The 18,903-nt window shown below is 66.2% G+C and carries 21 protein-coding genes; all 21 read right to left on the bottom strand.

What is annotated here, in order from left to right; genetic code table 11:
• Window positions 1–9: 9 nt before the first annotated feature.
• The gene (locus VFW04_02305; protein ID HEX5178138.1) at window positions 10–3,222 is read right to left on the bottom strand and encodes a hypothetical protein; all 3,213 of its coding nucleotides are present in this window, start codon (window positions 3,220–3,222) and stop codon (window positions 10–12) included.
• A 103-nt stretch (window positions 3,223–3,325) separates the two neighbouring features.
• A complete protein-coding gene (locus tag VFW04_02300) occupies window positions 3,326–3,739 on the bottom strand; it encodes a PIN domain-containing protein (GenBank protein ID HEX5178137.1) in 414 nt (137 codons plus the stop codon).
• A 1-nt stretch (window position 3,740) separates the two neighbouring features.
• Window positions 3,741–3,968 carry a CopG family transcriptional regulator gene (locus VFW04_02295; protein HEX5178136.1) on the bottom strand — a complete coding sequence of 76 codons (228 nt, stop codon included), beginning with the start codon at window positions 3,966–3,968 and terminating at the stop codon, window positions 3,741–3,743.
• Between the two features lie 206 nt (window positions 3,969–4,174).
• Entirely contained in the window at window positions 4,175–5,032 is an 858-nt protein-coding gene (locus VFW04_02290; protein HEX5178135.1) for an RNA polymerase sigma factor RpoD/SigA, read from the bottom strand.
• 82 nt (window positions 5,033–5,114) lie between these two features.
• Window positions 5,115–5,894: a signal peptidase I gene (gene lepB / locus VFW04_02285; protein ID HEX5178134.1), complete on the bottom strand. Its 780-nt coding sequence runs from the start codon at window positions 5,892–5,894 to the stop codon at window positions 5,115–5,117.
• A 66-nt stretch (window positions 5,895–5,960) separates the two neighbouring features.
• A complete protein-coding gene (locus VFW04_02280) occupies window positions 5,961–7,451 on the bottom strand; it encodes an aldehyde dehydrogenase family protein (protein HEX5178133.1) in 1,491 nt (496 codons plus the stop codon).
• 29 nt (window positions 7,452–7,480) lie between these two features.
• Entirely contained in the window at window positions 7,481–7,951 is a 471-nt protein-coding gene (locus VFW04_02275) for a hypothetical protein (protein HEX5178132.1), read from the bottom strand.
• Between the two features lie 24 nt (window positions 7,952–7,975).
• Window positions 7,976–9,343, bottom strand: coding sequence for a sigma-54 dependent transcriptional regulator (locus VFW04_02270; protein HEX5178131.1), 1,368 nt, complete (start codon window positions 9,341–9,343; stop codon window positions 7,976–7,978).
• Window positions 9,340–10,002, bottom strand: coding sequence for a hypothetical protein (locus VFW04_02265; protein HEX5178130.1), 663 nt, complete (start codon window positions 10,000–10,002; stop codon window positions 9,340–9,342). The genes VFW04_02270 and VFW04_02265 overlap by 4 nt, the downstream gene beginning before the upstream one ends.
• Complete coding sequence (gene thpR / locus VFW04_02260; GenBank protein HEX5178129.1) at window positions 10,002–10,667, bottom strand: RNA 2',3'-cyclic phosphodiesterase; 666 nt, start codon at window positions 10,665–10,667, stop codon at window positions 10,002–10,004. The genes VFW04_02265 and thpR overlap by 1 nt, the downstream gene beginning before the upstream one ends.
• Window positions 10,555–10,785, bottom strand: coding sequence for a hypothetical protein (locus VFW04_02255; protein ID HEX5178128.1), 231 nt, complete (start codon window positions 10,783–10,785; stop codon window positions 10,555–10,557). The genes thpR and VFW04_02255 overlap by 113 nt, the downstream gene beginning before the upstream one ends.
• Window positions 10,782–11,696: an ATP-dependent sacrificial sulfur transferase LarE gene (gene larE / locus VFW04_02250; GenBank protein HEX5178127.1), complete on the bottom strand. Its 915-nt coding sequence runs from the start codon at window positions 11,694–11,696 to the stop codon at window positions 10,782–10,784. The genes VFW04_02255 and larE overlap by 4 nt, the downstream gene beginning before the upstream one ends.
• Before the next feature lie 46 nt (window positions 11,697–11,742).
• Window positions 11,743–12,270, bottom strand: coding sequence for a hypothetical protein (locus VFW04_02245; GenBank protein HEX5178126.1), 528 nt, complete (start codon window positions 12,268–12,270; stop codon window positions 11,743–11,745).
• A gap of 338 nt (window positions 12,271–12,608) precedes the next feature.
• A complete protein-coding gene (locus VFW04_02240; GenBank protein HEX5178125.1) occupies window positions 12,609–13,886 on the bottom strand; it encodes a YifB family Mg chelatase-like AAA ATPase in 1,278 nt (425 codons plus the stop codon).
• Window positions 13,877–15,613, bottom strand: a complete 1,737-nt coding sequence (locus VFW04_02235) for a recombinase family protein (protein ID HEX5178124.1) — start codon at window positions 15,611–15,613, stop codon at window positions 13,877–13,879. Before VFW04_02235 ends, VFW04_02240 begins: the two co-directional genes overlap by 10 nt.
• Window positions 15,610–15,786 (bottom strand): hypothetical protein, encoded by a 177-nt coding sequence (locus VFW04_02230; GenBank protein ID HEX5178123.1) that lies wholly within the window; start codon window positions 15,784–15,786, stop codon window positions 15,610–15,612. Before VFW04_02230 ends, VFW04_02235 begins: the two co-directional genes overlap by 4 nt.
• The gene (locus VFW04_02225; GenBank protein ID HEX5178122.1) at window positions 15,779–16,864 is read right to left on the bottom strand and encodes a DnaB-like helicase C-terminal domain-containing protein; all 1,086 of its coding nucleotides are present in this window, start codon (window positions 16,862–16,864) and stop codon (window positions 15,779–15,781) included. Before VFW04_02225 ends, VFW04_02230 begins: the two co-directional genes overlap by 8 nt.
• Window positions 16,861–17,700, bottom strand: coding sequence for a hypothetical protein (locus tag VFW04_02220; GenBank protein HEX5178121.1), 840 nt, complete (start codon window positions 17,698–17,700; stop codon window positions 16,861–16,863). The genes VFW04_02225 and VFW04_02220 overlap by 4 nt, the downstream gene beginning before the upstream one ends.
• Window positions 17,697–18,014: a DUF721 domain-containing protein gene (locus VFW04_02215; GenBank protein HEX5178120.1), complete on the bottom strand. Its 318-nt coding sequence runs from the start codon at window positions 18,012–18,014 to the stop codon at window positions 17,697–17,699. The genes VFW04_02220 and VFW04_02215 overlap by 4 nt, the downstream gene beginning before the upstream one ends.
• Entirely contained in the window at window positions 17,993–18,403 is a 411-nt protein-coding gene (locus VFW04_02210; GenBank protein ID HEX5178119.1) for a hypothetical protein, read from the bottom strand. Before VFW04_02210 ends, VFW04_02215 begins: the two co-directional genes overlap by 22 nt.
• The gene (locus VFW04_02205; protein ID HEX5178118.1) at window positions 18,400–18,657 is read right to left on the bottom strand and encodes a hypothetical protein; all 258 of its coding nucleotides are present in this window, start codon (window positions 18,655–18,657) and stop codon (window positions 18,400–18,402) included. Before VFW04_02205 ends, VFW04_02210 begins: the two co-directional genes overlap by 4 nt.
• Window positions 18,658–18,903 lie beyond the last annotated feature (246 nt).

Here is an 18,903-nt window from a genome sequence, read left to right as displayed (position 1 = left end):
GGAAGCCTCCTATTTCGACAAGAGGGCCGTCTTCCCCGCCACGGCGGTGTTGAACGCCGGGACGTCCTGCGTCATCACGACGTGGACCTGATCGAGCACCGTGCGCAAGCGGGACGAGAGCTCGTCGTGCACCGCGATGTCCGATGCGGTGGGCGCGAAGTCGGGATCGCCCGCCACGTCGCCCGCGCCCGAGCCCACCGAGCCCTCGAGGTACAGCAGCCGCAAGTACAATCGCATGGGAGCCCGATACGTTTTCTGGTCGTTCTCCTGCAGCACCGGCTGCAGGAGCTCGTTCTCCACGCCGTCGAGTTTGTCCGAGAGCGTCTTGGCGTCGTCGAACACCGACTTGAACGATGAGTCGTGTCCGTACATCTCGCGCAGGTCCTCGACCTGCTTGCGCACCTTCTCGATGGCGTTGATCGCGTCGACCGTCGAATCGATCTCCTGATAGACGCTGTACGCGAGCGCGCTCTGCGCCTGCGCGTCGGCGAGCGTCCCGCCCGAATGCGGATCCTTGAGCACGGTCAGCGGCTGCGACACGCGCTGTCCGGCTGCCTCGAGCTCCACCGTGTACGTGCCCGGCGCCACGAGCGGGCCTAACACCGGGTCTTCGATCCCGTAGTGGTAGATGCGGCGCGTGAGCTTGCCGATGAACCGCTTGTCGCTCCAGATCTGCGGATAGCCCTTGGGCGTCGTGCGAAGCGCGACCGTCCGCGTGCGGTCGTAGCGAAGATCCCACCAGGTGCGATTCATACCGGCCTTGGCCGGCGCCGCGAGCTTCCGGACCACCGCGTTGTGCGCGTCGCGGATCGTGACGTGCACCGAGTCCTTGCTGCTGTCCTTGAGGAAATAATTGATCACCGCGCCGTAGGGCGGATTCCGGCCTGCCGAGATGTCATCGGGATCGCCCTTGATGCGATTCGATCCGCGGAACCGGTACGCCTCGCGCGGCGCGAACAGGTCCACCGGCTTCGACGCAAGCGTGGCGTCGATCGCCCGCAGCGGCGAGAGGTCGTCGAGAATCCAGAACCCTCGGCCCTTGGTCGAGATCACGAGATCATCGAAGTGTTCCTGCACGACGATCCACGTGACCGGCGCGTGCGGCAGATTCGATTGGAGCGGGAACCAGTGCGCGCCGTCATCGAGCGTCACGTAGAGGCCGTTCTCGGTACCGGCATACAGCATGCCTTTGCGCTTGGGGTCTTCGCGCACGATGCCGACGTAGCTGAACACGCTCTTCGGGATGCCGGCGCTGATCATGCGCCACGAGTGGCCATAATCGGTGGTCTCGTAGATGAACGGATCGCGGTTGTTCTCCTGGTGTCCGTCCACCGAGATGTACGCGCGGCCGGCATCGTATCGCGACGGCTCGATGTTGCTGATCGTGCCGCCCTTGGGGAATCCCGGCGCGGCCGGCGTGACGTCGGCCCAGTGCGCGCCGTCGTCGCGCGTGACGTGCACCTTGCCGTCGTTCGACCCGGCCCAGATGAGCCCGCGCGTGAGCGGCGATTCGGCGATCGCGAAGAGCGTGCAGCAGTACTCGACGCCCAGGTTGTCGTCCGTTAGGCCGCCCGAGCTGTGCATGTGGGCCGTGTCATCGGTCGTCAGGTCGGGACTGATGATCGTCCACGTCTTGCCGCCGTCGGTCGTGCGGTGCACGTACTGGCTGCCCACGTACACCGTGTTGTGGTCGAACGGCGAGAGCGCCAGCGGCTGCGTCCAGTTCCAGCGATACTTGGCGCTGTCGGCCGGCGAATCCAGGGAACGGTCCGGCCACGGATCCACCGAGAAGGACTGCTTGGAGCGCAGGTCGAACTTCTCGAGACCGCCCTCGTAGCATCCGCCCCAGACGATGGTCGTGTCGACCGGATCGGGATACGAGAACCCCGACTCGCATCCCGCCGTCGTTTGCCACAGGGCCGAGGGGATGCTGAAGCCCTGACTGTTGCTCGGGCCGCGCACGGCGGTGTAGTCCTGCTCGTTGCCATAGACGTTGTACGGAATCTGGTTGTCGACGGCAACGTGATAGATCTGCGCGATGGGCAGCACCACGCGGTGCCACTGGCGTCCGTGCGTGGTGGTGATCTGGACGCCGCCGTCATCGCCGATCATCATGCGGTCGGCGTTGGTCGGATCGGCCCACATGTCGTGCGTGTCGCCGCCCCACGGCATCACCACGGCCGTCTCGCCGCCGTCGAGGGAGCGCATGAGGAAGTTGGACGGGAAGTACAGTTCGTTAGGCGTCGCCGGCGACACCATGATCCGCGTGTAGTAGTGCGGACGCTCGGCCAGGAGGTGGCTATAGGAGACGACGTGCCAGTGGTCGCCGCCATCGTCGGAGCGCCACAGGGCGCCCTTCCCTTCCCAGCCGGTTTCGATGAGCGCGTACCAGCGGCTCGGGTCGTTGGGCGCGATGGCCACGGCCACTTTGCCTAACGGACCTTTGGGCAGGCCCTGCGTGGCGCGCTTCCACGTGGTGCCGCCGTCGTGCGAGATGTACACGCCGCTGCCCGACCCGCCGCTGAACTTGCCCCACGTGTGGATGACGAACGACCACATGCCCGCCACGAGAATGCGCGGGTTCACGGGGTCCATGGCGAGATCGGACGCGCCCGTCGAGTCGTTGACGAACAGCACCTTGTCCCATGTCTTGCCGCCGTCGGTGCTCCGATACACGCCGCGATCCGCCTGCGCGCCGTATCCCTGCCCCTCGACCGCCACGAAGACGGTGTTCGCATTCTGCGGATCGATCACGATGCGCGAGATGCGTCCCGAGGTCTCGAGCCCCATGTGCGTCCACGTCGCGCCGCCATCGGTGGACTTGTAGACGCCGTCGCCGATCGAGACGTTGCTGCGAATGAAGCTCTCGCCGGTCCCCGCCCACACGATCTGGTGGTCGGATGGTGCGATCGCGATCGCGCCGATCGATTGCGCGGGCATCGAATCGAACACGGGGCGCCAGTGAATGCCGGCATCCACCGACTTCCAGATGCCACCCGATGCCGCGCCCGCGTAGTAGACGTTGAGGTTGCCCGGCTCTCCGACCACCGACGCCACGCGATTTCCCTGCGGCCCGATGTAGCGAAACTTGAGCGCGTCGATGTCGATCCCCTGGACCGCCGCGGCGTGCGAGCGCGCTTCGGGCGATTCGTCTTCGTCCTGCGCCGCGGCGCGCGAGGCAAGGAGCGCGAGCGTGACCCCGGCGGTCGCGAGAGCGAACACGCGGTTCGAGAATCGGTGCATGGGTGGCTTAGGGCGGTTGGAGTATGCGACGTCCGCGGATCGCTGGATACGTTATCCGCGGGACAACGAGACGCAACTCCGTCTAGCGCGGCGTGATCACCGGCACGACGTGCCGGCGATTGCGGCGGTATCGCTTGAAGTCGCGATCCAGCGTGAGCACCACGCTCTGCAATTCGAGCTCGCTCATCCGGACGAGACAGGCATCGGCGAGCGACATGGGCACGTTCGCGTACCGGTCGACGAGACGCCGGACCGGAGCGATCTCGGCGCCGATCTGGAACTCGACGCGGATGATGTCCGCGGCAACGAGGGCGAGGATTGCGTCGGCGCCGTCGTCCACGCGCGACATGAGAAAGCAGGCTTCGGACAGCACCGCCTCGCACGTGAACACCGGCGGGGTCACCGTATCGAGCACCGACCGCGCCCACGAGTGATAGCGATCGCGCCGATTGAGCAGCGCGACGAGGGGACCCGTGTCGAGGAGAACGCGGGTCACTTCACTTCCCGTAGCGCGCCATGTGCTTGGGATTGGACGACAGGTCGCGCGGCCCGTTCACGCCGGACGTGACCGCATCGACGGCCGCCGTGACCGAGGCGCGCCCAGCCACCGTGTACGCTGCGAGCGCCTCGCGGACCAGCGACGACCGGCTGGTGTTCCGTGCCCGCGCGAGCTTGGTGAGCGCGTCGTCTACCTCCGCGGTCACTTTGAAAGATACGGTCTTCATGCGAGCGACTCGTGGTATTACGCCGTTGACAGAATCGTAATATCAGGCCGATGCGGCCGCAAGAACGCCGGCCGGGTGTCCTCGCCCAACGCTCGAGCCTGATCGCCCACTCGCCTAACGGGCCGTGTGTCGGTTTTTACATGAGCGCAGAGGCTCGACTCCACGCGTTGACCGAGACACGTCCCGTCGCGTGCGGGGCTCGGCCGCTAGCCCAGGAACGACTCCAGCGCCCGCGCGCGCGACACGTGTCGCAGACGGGACAGGGCCTTCTCCTTGATCTGCCGCACCCGCTCGCGCGTGATGCCTAACAGAGAGCCGATCTGCTCCAGCGTCATCGGCTCCTCGCCGTCCAGCCCGAAGTACAACCGGAGGATCTTCGCCTCGCGCTCCTTGAGCGACGACAGCGATTCCTCGATCGCCTCCGTGAGCGCCTTCTCGAAGGTCTGCTCGTCGGGCGTCGGATTCAGATTGTCGGGGAGATAGTCGAGGAGCTTGTTGTCTTCGCCCGGCGTGAGCGGCGCATCGAGCGAGAGGTGGGTCTGCGAGATCGAGATCGTCTTCGCGACCTCTTCCTCGCTGATGTCCATTTCCTCCGCGATCTCCTCGTGCGTCGGCTCGCGGCCTAACTCTTGGAGCAGCGCGTTCGCGCGCTTGCCAATGCGGTGCAGCGTTCCCGCGCGGTTCAAGGGCACGCGCACGATGCGCGACTGTTCCGCCAGCGCCTGTAGAATCGCTTGCCGAATCCACCACACCGCGTACGAGATGAACTTGATACCCTTCGTCTCGTCGAACTTGTGCGCCGCTCGGATGAGCCCGAGGTTCCCCTCGTTGATCAGGTCGGCCAGCGCCACGCCCTGATTCTGATACTTTTTTGCGACCGAGACGACGAACCGGAGATTGGATCGCACCAGCTTGTCCAGCGCATCGCCGTCGCCGACGCGAATCCGCTGCGCCAATCGCACTTCCTCTTCGCGATCGATGAGCGGATACGCGCTGATATCGCGGAGGTACTGGTCGAGCGACCCTTCGTCGAACGACGCCTTCTTGTTGCCGGTTACGGCCATACGCACGACAGCTCCTGCGGGCGAACACCGCCGCGCGCGGCGGCTCGGTCGGGGACGTGAATCCCGATGGGCCGGGGGTGCCTCAGTGGATTATCGTTCCGAGCCGGTGCCACCGAATGTCGGTGAGCCACGGATATGAGTGCTTGTCGTCGTGTGCGTAACTGTAGTACACGAACATCGGCCGGCCAATCAAGAGCGACTTGGGCACGAAGCCCCAGTAGCGGCTGTCCGACGAGATGTCGCGATTGTCGCCAAGGACGAAGTAGCTGTCCCGGGGGACGATCAGCGGACCCCACGTGTTACGAGAGGGATGATAGCCCGCGCTTGCTTCCGCGCGTTTGACCAAAAAATTGCGCTGCCAATCAAAATCTGCGAAGGACTGATCGGAGTCCGGCTGCACGTGCTCGACGTACGGCTCGCGCATCGAGGCACCGTTCACGAACACTGTATCATTGCGCATTTCCACCGTGTCGCCCGGCAATCCGATGAGACGCTTCACGTACGGCGTGACACGATCCTTCGGAAAATGAAAGACGATCACCTCGCCGCGCCGCGGCTGCCGAAACGCGGGCATCCGCAGATGCGTGAACGGGATCTCCGCCCCGTACACTGCTTTGTTGACCAGCAGAAAGTCCCCGACGAGCAACGTGTTCTCCATGCTCGCCGATGGAATCTTGAACGCTTCCATGATGAACGTGCGCGCGAGCATGAACAGCGCGATCGCGATGATGACGGTCCGGGCGTAATCGGCAAACGCGCTCCAGCGCCACGTGGTCCGGTTCATCGCACGCAGCACCTCCGCGCGGTGCTCGTCGGTGACGGACCTCAGTGTGGGAATGGCGGCGGGTGCGCGGTCGGTCATCTGCTGCGACGCAAAGGAAGGCTGCGTCAATGATAGACAGCCGCAAGGAAGAGCGGCAAGGGGCGATTACGCATTGGCGGTATCGATCTGCGCGCGTTGCAGTTTGCCCGAAAAATCGACGTACCCCACCTTGGTCTCCGAGTAGAACTCGTAGACTTCCCAACCCCCCTCGCGGTGACCGTTGCCGGTTTGCTTCACACCGCCGAAGGGGAGGTGTGCTTCGGCGCCAATGGTTGGAGCATTGATGTACGTGATACCGTTGTCCAGCTCGTTCAGCCCGCGGAAGGCGAGCGTCACGTTGCTCGTATAGAGCGACGACGAGAGACCGTACCTCACGTCGTTGTTCACGGCGAAGGCTTCATCGGGAGTGCGGACCCGGATCACCGAGAGGAGCGGCCCGAAAATTTCCTCCTGCTCGAGGCGCGACCCCGCTTTCACGCCGGTGAAAATCGTCGGCTCGAAGAAGTGCCCGCGTTCGAGACCATTGGCCGCGGCGCGCTTCCCGCCGCAGCGCAGTTCCGCTCCCTCGGTACGGCCGACGTCGACGTAGCGCTCCACCTTCTCCACGGCGCTCCGGTTGATCAGCGGTCCCACGTCTGTCCCATCGGCGCGGCCGTCGCCCAACCGAAGCGCCCGAACGCGCTTTTCCAGCATCGCGACGAACGTGTCGTGAATGCCGTCTTCCAGAATGAGACGGCTCGTGGCAGTGCATCGTTGACCGGTGGTGCCGAACGCGCCCCACAGCACTCCCTCCAGCGCCAGATCGAGGTCCGCATCGTTGAGAACGATCATCGCATTCTTGCCGCCCATCTCGAGCGAGAGCCGCTTGTGCATGCGCCCGCAGATTTCGCCCACGATGCGGCCCGTTTCGGTAGAGCCGGTGAACGAGATGATCGGGACGTCGGGGTGTTGGACCAACGCCGCCCCCGCGTCCTCGCCGCGGCCGTGGACTAACTGAATCACCTCGGGCGGAAGTCCTGCCTCGAGCAACAGCTCCACGAGCACCGTCACCGTATGCGGGACGTCTTCGGCCGGCTTGATGATGACGGCGTTCCCGCACAGGAGCGCCGGAAACATTTTCCAGGTGGGAATCGCCATCGGAAAATTGAACGGCGTCACGAGACCGGCGATCCCGATCGGCCGCCTAAAACTCATCGCCCACTTGTTGCGCAGTTCGCTGGGCACCGTGTGGCCGAAGAGGCGGCGGCCTTCGGACGCCGCGTAGTACGCGGTATCGATGCCTTCCTGCACATCGCCGCGCGTTTCGCTCAAGGGTTTGCCCATCTCGCGCGTCATGAGGGATGCGATGTCGTCCTTGCGCGCGGTGAGCAGGTCGCCGACCCGACGCAGCACATCACCGCGACCCGGCGCCGGCGTGCGGCGCCAGATGTCGAATCCTTTGCGCGCCGATGCCACCGCGCGATTCACGTCGTCGGGACTGGACAGCGGGAAGGTGCCGATCACGTCCTTCGTGTCGGCCGGATTGATGTTCTCGAAGGTGGCGCTCGTGCAGGCGTCGACCCAGCGTCCACCGATGAAGTTCTGAAAGGTCATCATGATACGACGTGTAGGTTGCGGTTCATGACTCACCCGCACATCCAGATCGCCGGATGCGCGAGATCGGGTTTGGCGTAGCCGATGCGCGGCAGCACCTGTTGGGCGGCCAGGAGCGCGCCCCACAGAATGAGGAGGAGCGACAGCACATGGCCGCTGGCCGACCGGTGGCGCCACGTCCAGATGGCGCTCCATCCCCCGGCGACGATCACGACGACCGAAGCCGCAAGATACCCGAACAAGCCCATGCCGCATTTGGTGGAGTACGGCCAGAACATGATCCCGACGCCTAACGCGATGGCGAGCAGCAGCCGCGCCATGACGCCGAGGGTCGAGGTCGTGCGCGCCGGCGCGGCGAGCGCGTTAGGCGCGGGCGCCGCCTTGCCCGGCTTGGCCGGCTTGCCGCCGCCCTTCGCTTGCTGCTGCGGCAGCAACGCGTCGTCGGACAGCGACTCGAGCTGCTGGTCGATCTTGCGCAGCTCCTTGTCCCAATCGGTGCTCATCGCACCCTCCGCGTCCGAAGATCCTTACGCATGCTCGCGCGTGAGCCCGTAGCGCTCGATCTTCTTGTACAGGTTGGAGCGCGGCATGTCCAGCAAGCGCGCGGTTTCCGATACGTTCCAATCGTGCTCTCGCAATTTCGCCAGCAGGAATGCGCGTTCCGCCGCATCCTTGAATTCCTCGAACGTGCGGCTCTCGAGCAGCGAGCCGAACGTGCTGCCTTCCGCTGCCCGCTGCCCGACGAGACGCTCGACGTCGGCGGCCGGAACGCGCGGCCCCGACGCGAGAATCAGAATGCGCTCGACGGTGTTGCGCAGCTCGCGAACGTTGCCCGGCCAATCGTACGTGGCCAGCCGTTCGATCGCGTCGGACGTGAACGTGCGCGGCGCCATGCCCTGCTGCTTGGACAGGAGCGCCGTGAAATGCGCGACCAGGAGCGGGATGTCCTCGCGGCGCTCGCGCAGCGGCGGGACCGTCATGGGCACGACGTTGAGCCGGTAGTACAGGTCCTCGCGAAACCGGTTCTCGTGAATCTCGGTTTCGAGATTCTTGTTCGTGGCCGAGATCACGCGGACATCGACGGCGGCTGGCTTGGAGCCGCCGATGCGCGTCACGACGCCGTCCTCCAGTACGCGCAGCACCTTGGCTTGCGCAGACAGGCTCATGTCGCCGACTTCGTCGAGGAACAACGTCCCGCTATTCGCCTGCTCGAACTTTCCCGCGCGATCGGCGATCGCACCGGTGAACGAGCCCTTCATGTGGCCGAACAACTCGCTCTCGATCAATTCGCTCGGAATCGCCGCACAGTTGACCTCGACGAACGGATTCGCGCTCCGCGCCGAGAGCCGGTGCAGGGCGCGCGCCACGAGCTCCTTGCCCGTCCCGTTTTCGCCGCTGATGAGGACGCGCGCCGGTGTGGGCGCCACGCGCTCGATCTTCTCGATCAGCGAGCGAATCGCGAACGATCTGCCGACGATCTCGTAGCGGGACTCGATCGTTTCCCGCAGACGGCTGTTCTCTTCCTGCAGATTTCCGTGCTGCAGCGCGTTGCGCAGCGTGACGAGGATCCGGTCGGTGTCGAGCGGCTTCTCGAGGAAGTCGTACGCACCGAGCTGCGTCGCTTCGACCGCCGTCTGGATGGTGCCGTGCCCGCTGATCATGACGACGATCGCCGCGGGATCGAGTTGGCGGATTTTCTTGAGCGCTTCCAAGCCGTCGATGCCGCCCATCTTCACGTCGAGGAACGACAGGTGCGGCCGCCACTTCTCGAATTCGGCGATCGCATCCACGGCCGTCCCGACGGCGCGGACCTCGTAGCCCTCATATTCGAGCAATTGGCCTAACGCAGCACGGATGCCCTTCTCGTCGTCGGCGACCAGGATGCGTCGGGTCATGGCAGCGTCTTGTACAGGGTGATCTTCCCGTCGTGCACCCGCACGTCGGCGATGTAGCGCGGCACGGCGAACGGCAGCCCGTTAGGCGAGGCGCCGGGCGGCCGCGCCTCGCGTCCCATGTGCTGCACCAGGTTCGGAATCATCGCCGATGGCACCACCAGATTCTTGATCCGTATGCTGGTCACCCGGAACTCGGCGAGCCCGGGTTCCGTGATAGCCAGCACGCCCGTGAACTCCACCGGCTCGCGGTCGCTCAACACCCCGGCCACCGGACCGAACGCTGCCGGACCGCCGAAGTCGGACAGGCGCACCTCGGCGCGCATGGCCAGCTGCTCGCCGATCGCCGCCGCCTCGACGTCGGACGCCGACGATGGCAGCTCGCGCGTGAGCGCATCGAAGACGTAACTCGCGAAATCACCCGGCGCCACGTTGGCGAACACCGGTCCGCTGCGCGCGCCGAGCCGGTCGATCGCATCGCGGGCGCGCGAGCTGCCCAGTGCGCTGATCGGTTCCCAGTGCGCCGCCGCCTGCTCGGCCGGGGCCGATCCGCCGGCGAACCGCTTGACCGCCGGCTCCCACTGCCCGCGGAACAGCCAGGCCACCGCGCCAAGAAAGACGATTAGCACGAGACAGCCGAGCGACCGGAGGCAGCTGCCCATTAGTTCGCTCGCCCGAGTGTGATCGCGGCGAGCACGGTATGCCGCGCCCCGCTCGCTCCGAGCTCGCTCTGCATGACGTCGACGCTCTGCGCGGGCGCCGACGTTCGGAATCGCACGGCGCGAGCCGCCGTCGCGATTGCACGCGCGTCAGCGCTCGACACGCGGTCGCGCGTGCGACCGAGCGTGATGTGCGGACGAAACGGGCGCGCGTCCAACGGATAGCCCAACGACGCACACGCGCGTTCGACGTCGTGCTGCAGCAGTTCGAGTTTCGGCTCTGGTGTCACACCCATCCATACGACGCGCGGCGCGCGAAGGTTTGGGAACGCGCCGAGGCCGCCCAGGCCGAGGATGAACGCGCTGTGCGGAGCGAGCGCGGCGCCGAGTGCGTCGCGCAACGGGCCTGGGGAGGCGTCGGGCTGCTCGCCCAGGAACTTGAGGGTGATGTGAAGATGGTCGTCGTCGAGCCATTTCACGGCGTGGCGGTCCGGCGTCGCGTCACGCATCGGGGCCGTAGCCGCGCGGATGTCGCGGCGAACGGATGCGGGCAGATTAATGGCCAGAAAGAGCCGCACGTTCGTCCGTCGCGCTCGCCATCTCGAGAGCGACTGTCTTGAAGCCGTGCTGGGCGGCGAGGTCGACCACGGTACGTCGCAGCGCGGCATCGCGCAGGCGCTCCGCGACTTCGTTAGGCACGGTGATCACCGCCAGCGCATCGCGTGCTTCCACGCAGGCGTCCACACCGTGCGCCGCGAGCGCCTGGGCGAGCGACGGTGCGCTCACGCGCCGGCGGGGGCAATGACGTTGAGCGACCCCGACCGGAATCCGCGAAGGTCTACCGACACGCGCGCAAAGCCGGCCTCGCGCACCGCGGCCGTGATGGCGCGTACGTTAGGCGCAGCCAGCCACGCGTCGAGGCGGTCGGCTGAGATTTCAACGCGCGCCAGATCGCCGTGGTGTCGCACCCGCAAATCGCCTTCAATGCCCAGCGCGCGCAGCGCGGCTTCCGCGCGCTCCACCTGCCGGAGCCGCTCGATGGTGACCACGCTTCCGTAAGGCAGCCGCGACGACAGGCATGGCGACGACGGCTGCGACCACGTCGGGAGTCCGCGCGCTTTCGAGAGCGCGCGGATCTCATCCTTGGTGAAGCCGAGCTCCGCCAGCGGCGACGAGACGGCGTGCTCGTCCGCGGCTCGCCGTCCCGGGCGCCAATCGTTGGTGTCGTCGGCGTTGGTCCCATCGATGATCGTCTGGAAGCCGCGCTCATCGGCCACCGCGCGCAACACCGACCACAACTCGGTTTTGCAGAAGTAGCAGCGATTGCTCGGATTCGCGACGTAGCGCGGGTCGGCCATCTCGTGCGTGCGAACCTCGAGCACCGGGATGTCGAATTTCGCGGCCAGCGCACGAGCACCATCCCATTGCGCGTCAGGATACGACGGCGATCTGCCGATCACCGCCAGAAACCTCGACGGCCCGATGGCTTCGAGCGCGACGCACGCCAGGTACGCCGAGTCGACCCCGCCGCTGAAACCAAGCATGACGGACGATCGAGCCGCGAGCCAGGCGATGAGACGCTGTTCTTTCTCGCGTGCGGTTGCGGGAGCGGTAGGAGTGGCGAAGTCTGCCGCCGATGGCGAATCGTCGGTCGCTGCCGCTTCCGCCCTCGCTGCCTCGGTCAGGACTGGCTCCATGACGGAAACGTAGTCCTGGCCGGCGCGGGCGGAAGTGCGCGAACGATCAGTGCATGACCACGGTGATGGGGTGAAGCACGCTGCCGTCGGGACCGCGCGCGGCGGCGTCGATCGAATCGACATCCCACACGACGAGGATCGCCGGGTCGTCACCCGTGGCGAAGGTGGCCAGATCCTGTCGCGACAATCCTGCTTCCTTGAGCGCGTGCCCATCGGGTGCGGCGCGGTACGGATGCGTGTGCCAGGCGCCGACAAAGTCTTTGATGCTGTCGCAGGTTCCGGTCACCGCGAACTGAAGCTGCCGCATGTCGTGCGACGGAACGCTCCCGGTGACGAACAACGTGTCGTGTGAGATGGAGCCCTGCATGCATCCCATGTATTCGCGCTGGGTCGGCTTACCGCTGCCGATCATCTGCGTAAGCGTATTTTCACCTGCGAGCTCGTTCCAGTGCGCGTTGCTGCGGGTCCAGATGGCATTCATGCTGTCGCGCACGGACCCGTTGACGACGATGGTGCCGAGTTGAGGTGGAAACGTGAGGTGGCGCGCGGCGATGAGCATTGGCGCAACGAGCACCAGCCAAGCGGCGCGCCGCCAGACATTCGGCGAGGGACGGGGCGACCCTGAGTGAGGCATCGGCACTGCACTCCTTTTGTTGTGCGCTGAACGAGGGCGGTGATCTCGATCCATCGGGCCGCGCAGCGCGCAATTTCTTCGCGGCGAGACCCCAGCATTTCAGGACGCGTGCCACATTTGGAAGAAGAACACGCGCAGCGATTGAATTCCCACTATTGCGACGCGGCTTCGCGTTCTGCGTCACAGCGAGCCGAACGGGGCACGCGGCCGTGTGGCGGCCTCGGCCGCTCCACCGGGCCAGTACAGCAACGACCGGCCTTCCGTTAGGAGCATTTGAACTAGTCACCGGCGGACGGATCGGCCGGACGAAAGCGCAGCGCCTCCGCGAGGTGCGGGAGCGCGATGGCGGATTCTCCATCGAGGTCGGCAATGGTGCGCGCCACTTTGATCACCCGATGATACCCGCGAGCCGTGAGCGTGACGCGGCGGGCGGCACGGTCGAGGAGCGCGCGGGCTTCGGGCGAGAGCTCAGCGAGTGCGGCGAGGCGGCTGGGCGGCGCCTGTGCGTTGCAGGAGCAGTCGGGCGTCGATCGATAGCGGGCGCGCTGGCACAGCCTGGCCGCATCGACGCGTTGGCGAATGGCGGCCGATGATTCGGCGGTGCGCGGCGCCATCAGCGTCCGAAGACTCACCGCGCCGACGTGGACGTGGAGATCGATGCGATCGGTCATGGGCCCGCTCAAGCGGGCGCGGTATCGGGCGATGTCGCCGGCGGCGCAGGAACATTGTCGAGCGGGGTCGCCAGCGTTGCCGCATGGGCACGGGTTCATGGCCCCGATGAGGGTGAACCGCGCCGGGAACGACACGGTGTGAGCGGCGCGCGCGATGATGACCTTGCCGTCTTCCATCGGTTGGCGGAGGGATTCCATCACGTGACGACGGAATTCGAGCAGCTCGTCGAGGAAGAGCACGCCGAAATGGGCGAGACTGACTTCGCCCGGCCGCGGCGGGTTTCCGCCGCCGATGAGGCCTGCGTCCGAGATGGTGTGATGCGGCGCGCGGAACGGGCGGACGGACGTGCGCGGCAGATTCGAGTCGATGAGGCCGGCGACGGACTGGATGGCGGTGACTTCGAGCGCTTCGGATTCTTCGAGTGGCGGGAGGATGCCGGGGAGGCGGCGGGCGAGCATCGTTTTCCCGGCGCCGGGTGGACCGACCATGAGGACGTTGTGGCCGCCGGCGGCGGCGATCTCGAGGGCGCGTTTGGCGGTGTCCTGCCCTGCGACGTCGGCGAAGTCGGGGCCGGGGTCGTCGCCGGCGGGCGGCGGCAGGGTGCACGCCACGGGCGTTAGGCGGCGTGCGGCGAGGGCGGCGGTGAGCGTGGCCAGGGTGGGTGGAGCGCAGAGCGGGACGGCGCTCACGAGGCGCGCTTCGGCGACGTTGTCGGGTGGGAGGACGAGGGTGGTGTTGGTGCGTTGGGCGGCGCGGCGGGCGATGGGCAGCGCGCCGCGGACGGGCCGGAGCGAGCCATCGAGGCCCAGCTCGCCGATGGCGATGATGCCGGCCAGCGCATCGGGCGCGAGCTGTCCGGTGGCGACGAGGATGCCTAACGCGATCGGGAGGTCGAAGGCGGTCCCGTCTTTTTTCCGATCGGCCGGGGCGAGCTTGACAACAGCAAAGAGCCACCGACCGCCGGAACGCGTCGAATCGTGAGGACCACCTGCCGTTTCTCCTTGTCAACCACCGCGTTAGCCAGCCATGGCCGGATGAGTTCGCGCTGAGCGGCCGGTGAGAGGGCCCGCACCGTGGCACCGAAGTCCTGTGCGACTTTCAACAATCGGTCGCGCTCAGACGCGAGCGTCGTCTGCGCGCGTTGCGAAAACATAGTTTGCTCGAGCGCCGTCGAGGCGGCGTCGATGCGGGCACGGAGATCGGTGAGCGTCGCCCTGGCCTCCACATCCGTGAGCACGCCGCGGGCGACCGCACGGACGACCGCCTCGCGTTCGGCAACGAGCTTGTCCCGCTCACGTGCAAGACGCGCGCGCTCAGACGCCTTCGTGTCGGCCATCGACTCGAGTGCGCGGTCTAATTCCTCTGCGATCGCCGACGCCACGGCCGGCTTCTGCACTTCCTGGGCGATGACATCGATCACCGCCGGCTCGATGAATCGCCGCTGCAATGTGCCTAACCGACCGGCACAGAGACTCCGATCGTTCATGCCGCCACTGTCCTTGTAGAAGCGGTAGCGATCCGGGTCGGTGGGATCCTTCTTGTTCTTTGGACCACCGCCGCCGACGTAGGGCGACCCACATTGCGCACAGGTCAGCAACCCGGTAAGCGCGTAGGCACCATCCGGTCGCCGAACCTGCTTCGCGTTCGCGCTCAACCGCCTTGCCACCGTGTTGAATAACTCGCGCGAGATGAGAGGAGGATGCGCGTCGGGTGCGATCACCCACTGGTCCCGGTCCCGGACGCGCGTCTCCATGCGCTCGATCTTGTCGTGCGGCCGCCGGCACCAGATGACGTCGCCCACATAGGTCCGATTGACGAGGATCGCGCGCAGCGTCCCGTTCGACCAGTGGCGCCGGATCGACGCGTACGGGTTGCTCGGATCGCGCATGAAGCGCTTGAGGCGGCCTAACGTCCACTCGCCACTCGCGTACGACGTGTAGAGAAACCGCACCAACTCCTGCTCGATCGCCGGCCCCGGTGTCAGCCGCACCTTCTGATCATCGGCCTTCCGCTGCCCTGGATCAAGCACGACGGGATCTTTGCCGTTTCTTGTTGCGAGTCTCCGGTATCCGAGCGGCGCTTCGTTGAGCCAATAGCCTTGCTGCGCCGCGCCGCGCGCGCCGCGCTTCGCGTTGCGCGAGATGTTCGCGCGGTACTCCGATGCCTGCGCGGCACCGACTGCGCGGAGAACGCTGCGGCCAATCGGGTCGGCGGTGTCATCGGACTCCGCGAACCGGACGATCCAACCGTGCTGTTTGAGGCGGTAACGCCAAGCGGCTGCCTCGTCGGGATCGCGGAAGCGACCAAAGCGCGAATCGTTGAGGACGAGAACGAAGCCAGGTGCCCGCATCGCGCGCCGGTGCGTTTCGCAGTACGACACGAGGCGCATGAAGGCCGGACGCCCCTCAGCATCGGCGCCGGATGCGCCAGCATCGACAAAGAGCGCGGCGTCCTCGAGAGTCACGCCCAAGCGAGCCGCAAGCGCGTCGATGGCACGCCGTTGATCGGCGAGTGATGTCCGATCGTCGCGCGCTTGCGATTCCGTCGAGACGCGACAGTAGCCGATCGCGCCGAACGCCTGGCTCGCGGCCAGCGTGACAGCGGGCTTCATAGCGGATGCTCTCGGAAAACGGGCACAGAAGTGACGGCGAGGACGTGGCGCACATATTGGGCGGCCCACACGCGCACGTCCAGATCGTCGGCGCCGTACTGCACGGTGAGCGTGGGCTCGCCTCGCGTTGCACGCGTTCCGCCGACGGCGGCGGCATCGGCGATCCTAGGCATGCCGGCGCTCTCCACCGCCGACAACGCGGAGCGAGTATGGTAGTGTACTGCGGTCGACGATGCGGCCATTGTCCCACGTCAGGGCAATGCGCTTGCCCTCGCGCTCGCCGTGGGTTCGCGATTTCATGATGTTGATGCCCATCGTGCGCGGCTCGAGTACTGTGTGCGGTTCTCGAGCGCCCGCGCGTGCGAGGCGGATCGATTCCCTGAACGCCTCGACGTCGGCCTGGCTGCCGTTGTCCGGCTCGGCGATGAGCGGCCGGTATAGCCCGATCATGCCGGTCGCATTCTGCCGCTTGTGACCACCGTTCAGCACGTGATTATCGCGCAGGGGCGCGTACTTCGCGAGGTGGTCGTGCGATCCCGACAGCGCCGCCTGGTTCGCTTGACTCATGCAAATCAGCACGAGGCCTGTGTCCTGTGCGATTCGGAGTGCCTCGCGATTCACTTGGACACTAGCCCCGTACTGCGATTGCCACCGATCGGCGTCGCCTTCCACGTGGTCGATGTGGTCGACGACCAGCACTTCGGCGCCCCGCTCTCGCGCGATCTGCGCCGCGCGCCGTAACCCGGCCGCCGAGATGTCCGCCGCGCCGTGCACTTGCACGCGAGAAAAGAACGGCTCTTTGATCTGTGATCGAACGGCATCGCTCACGCGTTCGCGCAGTTCGATCGCATCTTTGCGGCGCCAGAAATCGCCCGAGAGCATGAGACCGGGGTCGATGCCCAACGACTGGCAGGCCAGATAGGTGCGGAACGTGTTGGCGCGAACCTCGAGCGGCATCACATCAACGCGGGTACCGACCGCCGCCCAACGCAAGGTCGCGGATCCGATGAAGGTCGATTTCCCCATGCCGGAGAACGCGACAACGTAGTGCACTGTCCCCGGTGCCATGCCACCGTACAGGTCATCGAGCGCGGCCCACGGCCAGCGCACGTAGCAGTCGGCGTGCAGCTCGAGCGACAGGAGCGCGTCCGCGATTTGGTCCGACGTGACCGCGCTTGCGCTTGGCGGATGGTTCCCGCCCCACTGGCACTCGTGCAGCGTTAGGCGGCACTGTTCGCAGATTGCCGTCATGTCTGAACCCTCGCCGGCCGCGTCTCGCGATCGCCGAGCTCAGTGAGCACACCGTCAGCATCGACAAGCGGGCCGCTCGGAACGGCGTAGTCGCCGTGCCGTTGCGCGAAATCCTCGATCTTGCAGTAATTCGAGCTCTTCTTCCGTGTGCAGTAACGAGCGAGCCGCCGGCCGATTTCGCTCGGATCGATGCCGGCGCGGTAGATCGGACTGAGGCACTTGGCAGCGCGTCTGGCGTCGAAGGACCCAGCCCCGAAATGCACTTCCCATGCATCGTGAGCCGGTGTCAACCACGTCTCGGGAGGTCCGCCGTTCGACCCCGCGCGGTGTTTGCGCGGAAGAGGTTTTTGTAGTTGAAGTGAAGATGCAGATGCAACTGCAACTGCAGGGGACCCCCCGAAGGACGGCGGCGAGGATACCTCCGAAGGATGGTTGGAAGGATGTCCTTCCACCTGTCCTTGTTGTCGCTTCGGTCGCGGCACATTGGGATTCTTCAGGCTATCCTTCCCGCCGGCAGCGCGGACTGTTCTGACGCGCTCGTCGCGCACCATGCGCCGGCTGTAGATCACGCCGGCCTCGGTGCGGCTGAACACGTGCCGCTCCTCGAGCTCGGCGAGCCAGCGGCGCGCCTTCTGTCGAGACACGCCGACCATATGCGCAAGCCGTTCGGTGGTGATGGGGACCCCACCAGCCGTCAGGTGTCCGCGTGGCGTCCCGTCATGCATGAGGTCAAGCATCTCGCGCCAGAGGGCGCGCGCCTCAAATGAGCACGCCATCAACGCCGTGTCCCGTCGGAAGTCACCTGGATACCACTGGAAAGCAGGCGGCTTCGTCATGCCTGAGTATCCTCGGCGAGGCCGGGCGCGTGATCCTCGCGCACGAGTTCCAGCAATGGCTCCAAGCGACCGGCGACGCTCGCCAAGCGCCAGCGAATGCGCTGCACCGAGATGCCGGTGGAGCGTTGGCGCAGTGCCCTGAGCAACCGCGGCTCCATGCGCGAGAGCTCCTGCAACCACGCGTCGGTAGCCACGTCAACGAAGAGCGTGCCGTCACGCGTCACCATCCGCGCGGCGGTGACCGCGGCGATCTGCGCGCCTACTACAGGCGCCCACTCGTCGGAGAGCGTCATCAGCCGGCGCTTCTGCGGCACGGCTGCTGCGCGCGTTGAAGAAGCGCTTCAAAGACGTCCGCAATGCGGTTCGCCTGCGCGCGACGGAGCTGCAGACCGCGCGCGCTGCGCAGGAGCGGAAACACCGCGTTGGCGACTTCCTCGAGCGTGCCTTCGCGAATGACGAACTCGGTGCCCCTCGCCGTGACGTAGCGCACTCCCACGACCAGGTCGAAAGGCGAGTGCTGGTGGAAGGCGATGAGGCGGCGCGCCCAATTCGGCGCCAGGCGCGCCGCGGCCTGGAGGCGAGGTTCAAGATCTCCGATCTCGCCTCCGTCGAGGGCCAGCACCTCATCCGCGCCGACGATAATCTGAAGCGGCCCCACACGGTCGACCAGTTCGACGCAGAGCGTTTCATCGGATGCGATCATGCGGCAGACTCCGTGTCCTCGCGTGCGCCCAGGCTGGGCACGAGAATGGCACGCAGCGCACTCGCCAGTCGCAGCGAGATGCGAATCGATGGTTCGCCACGCTCGCGGGCGAGACGCTCGCGACGCAGGAACCACTTTCGAGCCAGATAGCGATCGTCGAGTGTGACCGTGGTCGCACGGTTGCACAGGTGGTTGCTGCCCGAGGCGCTCTTGCGCGGGCGCTGGTCGCTGGTGCAGAATTGACGCGTCATCATGAGGGAGCCTCCTCGTGGTGGTTTGGGAATGGCCGAGCTGGTCACTCGACCGTACTTCCTGAAGCGCTCTTCGTGGCAGCCGTCGCCGCGAGGAGCGTTTCGTCGTTAGGCCGCCGGCACTGCACTTTCACGTGCTGCGCGATCGGTGACATAGCGATCGGCGGACTCTGGGTCGATCTGGAAGCGTCCATCGTCGCCGCGGCGCCCCGTCAACTTTCCGCGAAGGAGATCGTCTCGCACGCGCCA

Source organism: Gemmatimonadaceae bacterium, assembly GCA_036273715.1.
GTDB lineage: Bacteria > Gemmatimonadota > Gemmatimonadetes > Gemmatimonadales > Gemmatimonadaceae > JADGGM01.
The sequence above is the reverse complement of the archived record's forward strand: the minus strand, read 5'-3'. Positions and strand labels throughout refer to the sequence as shown.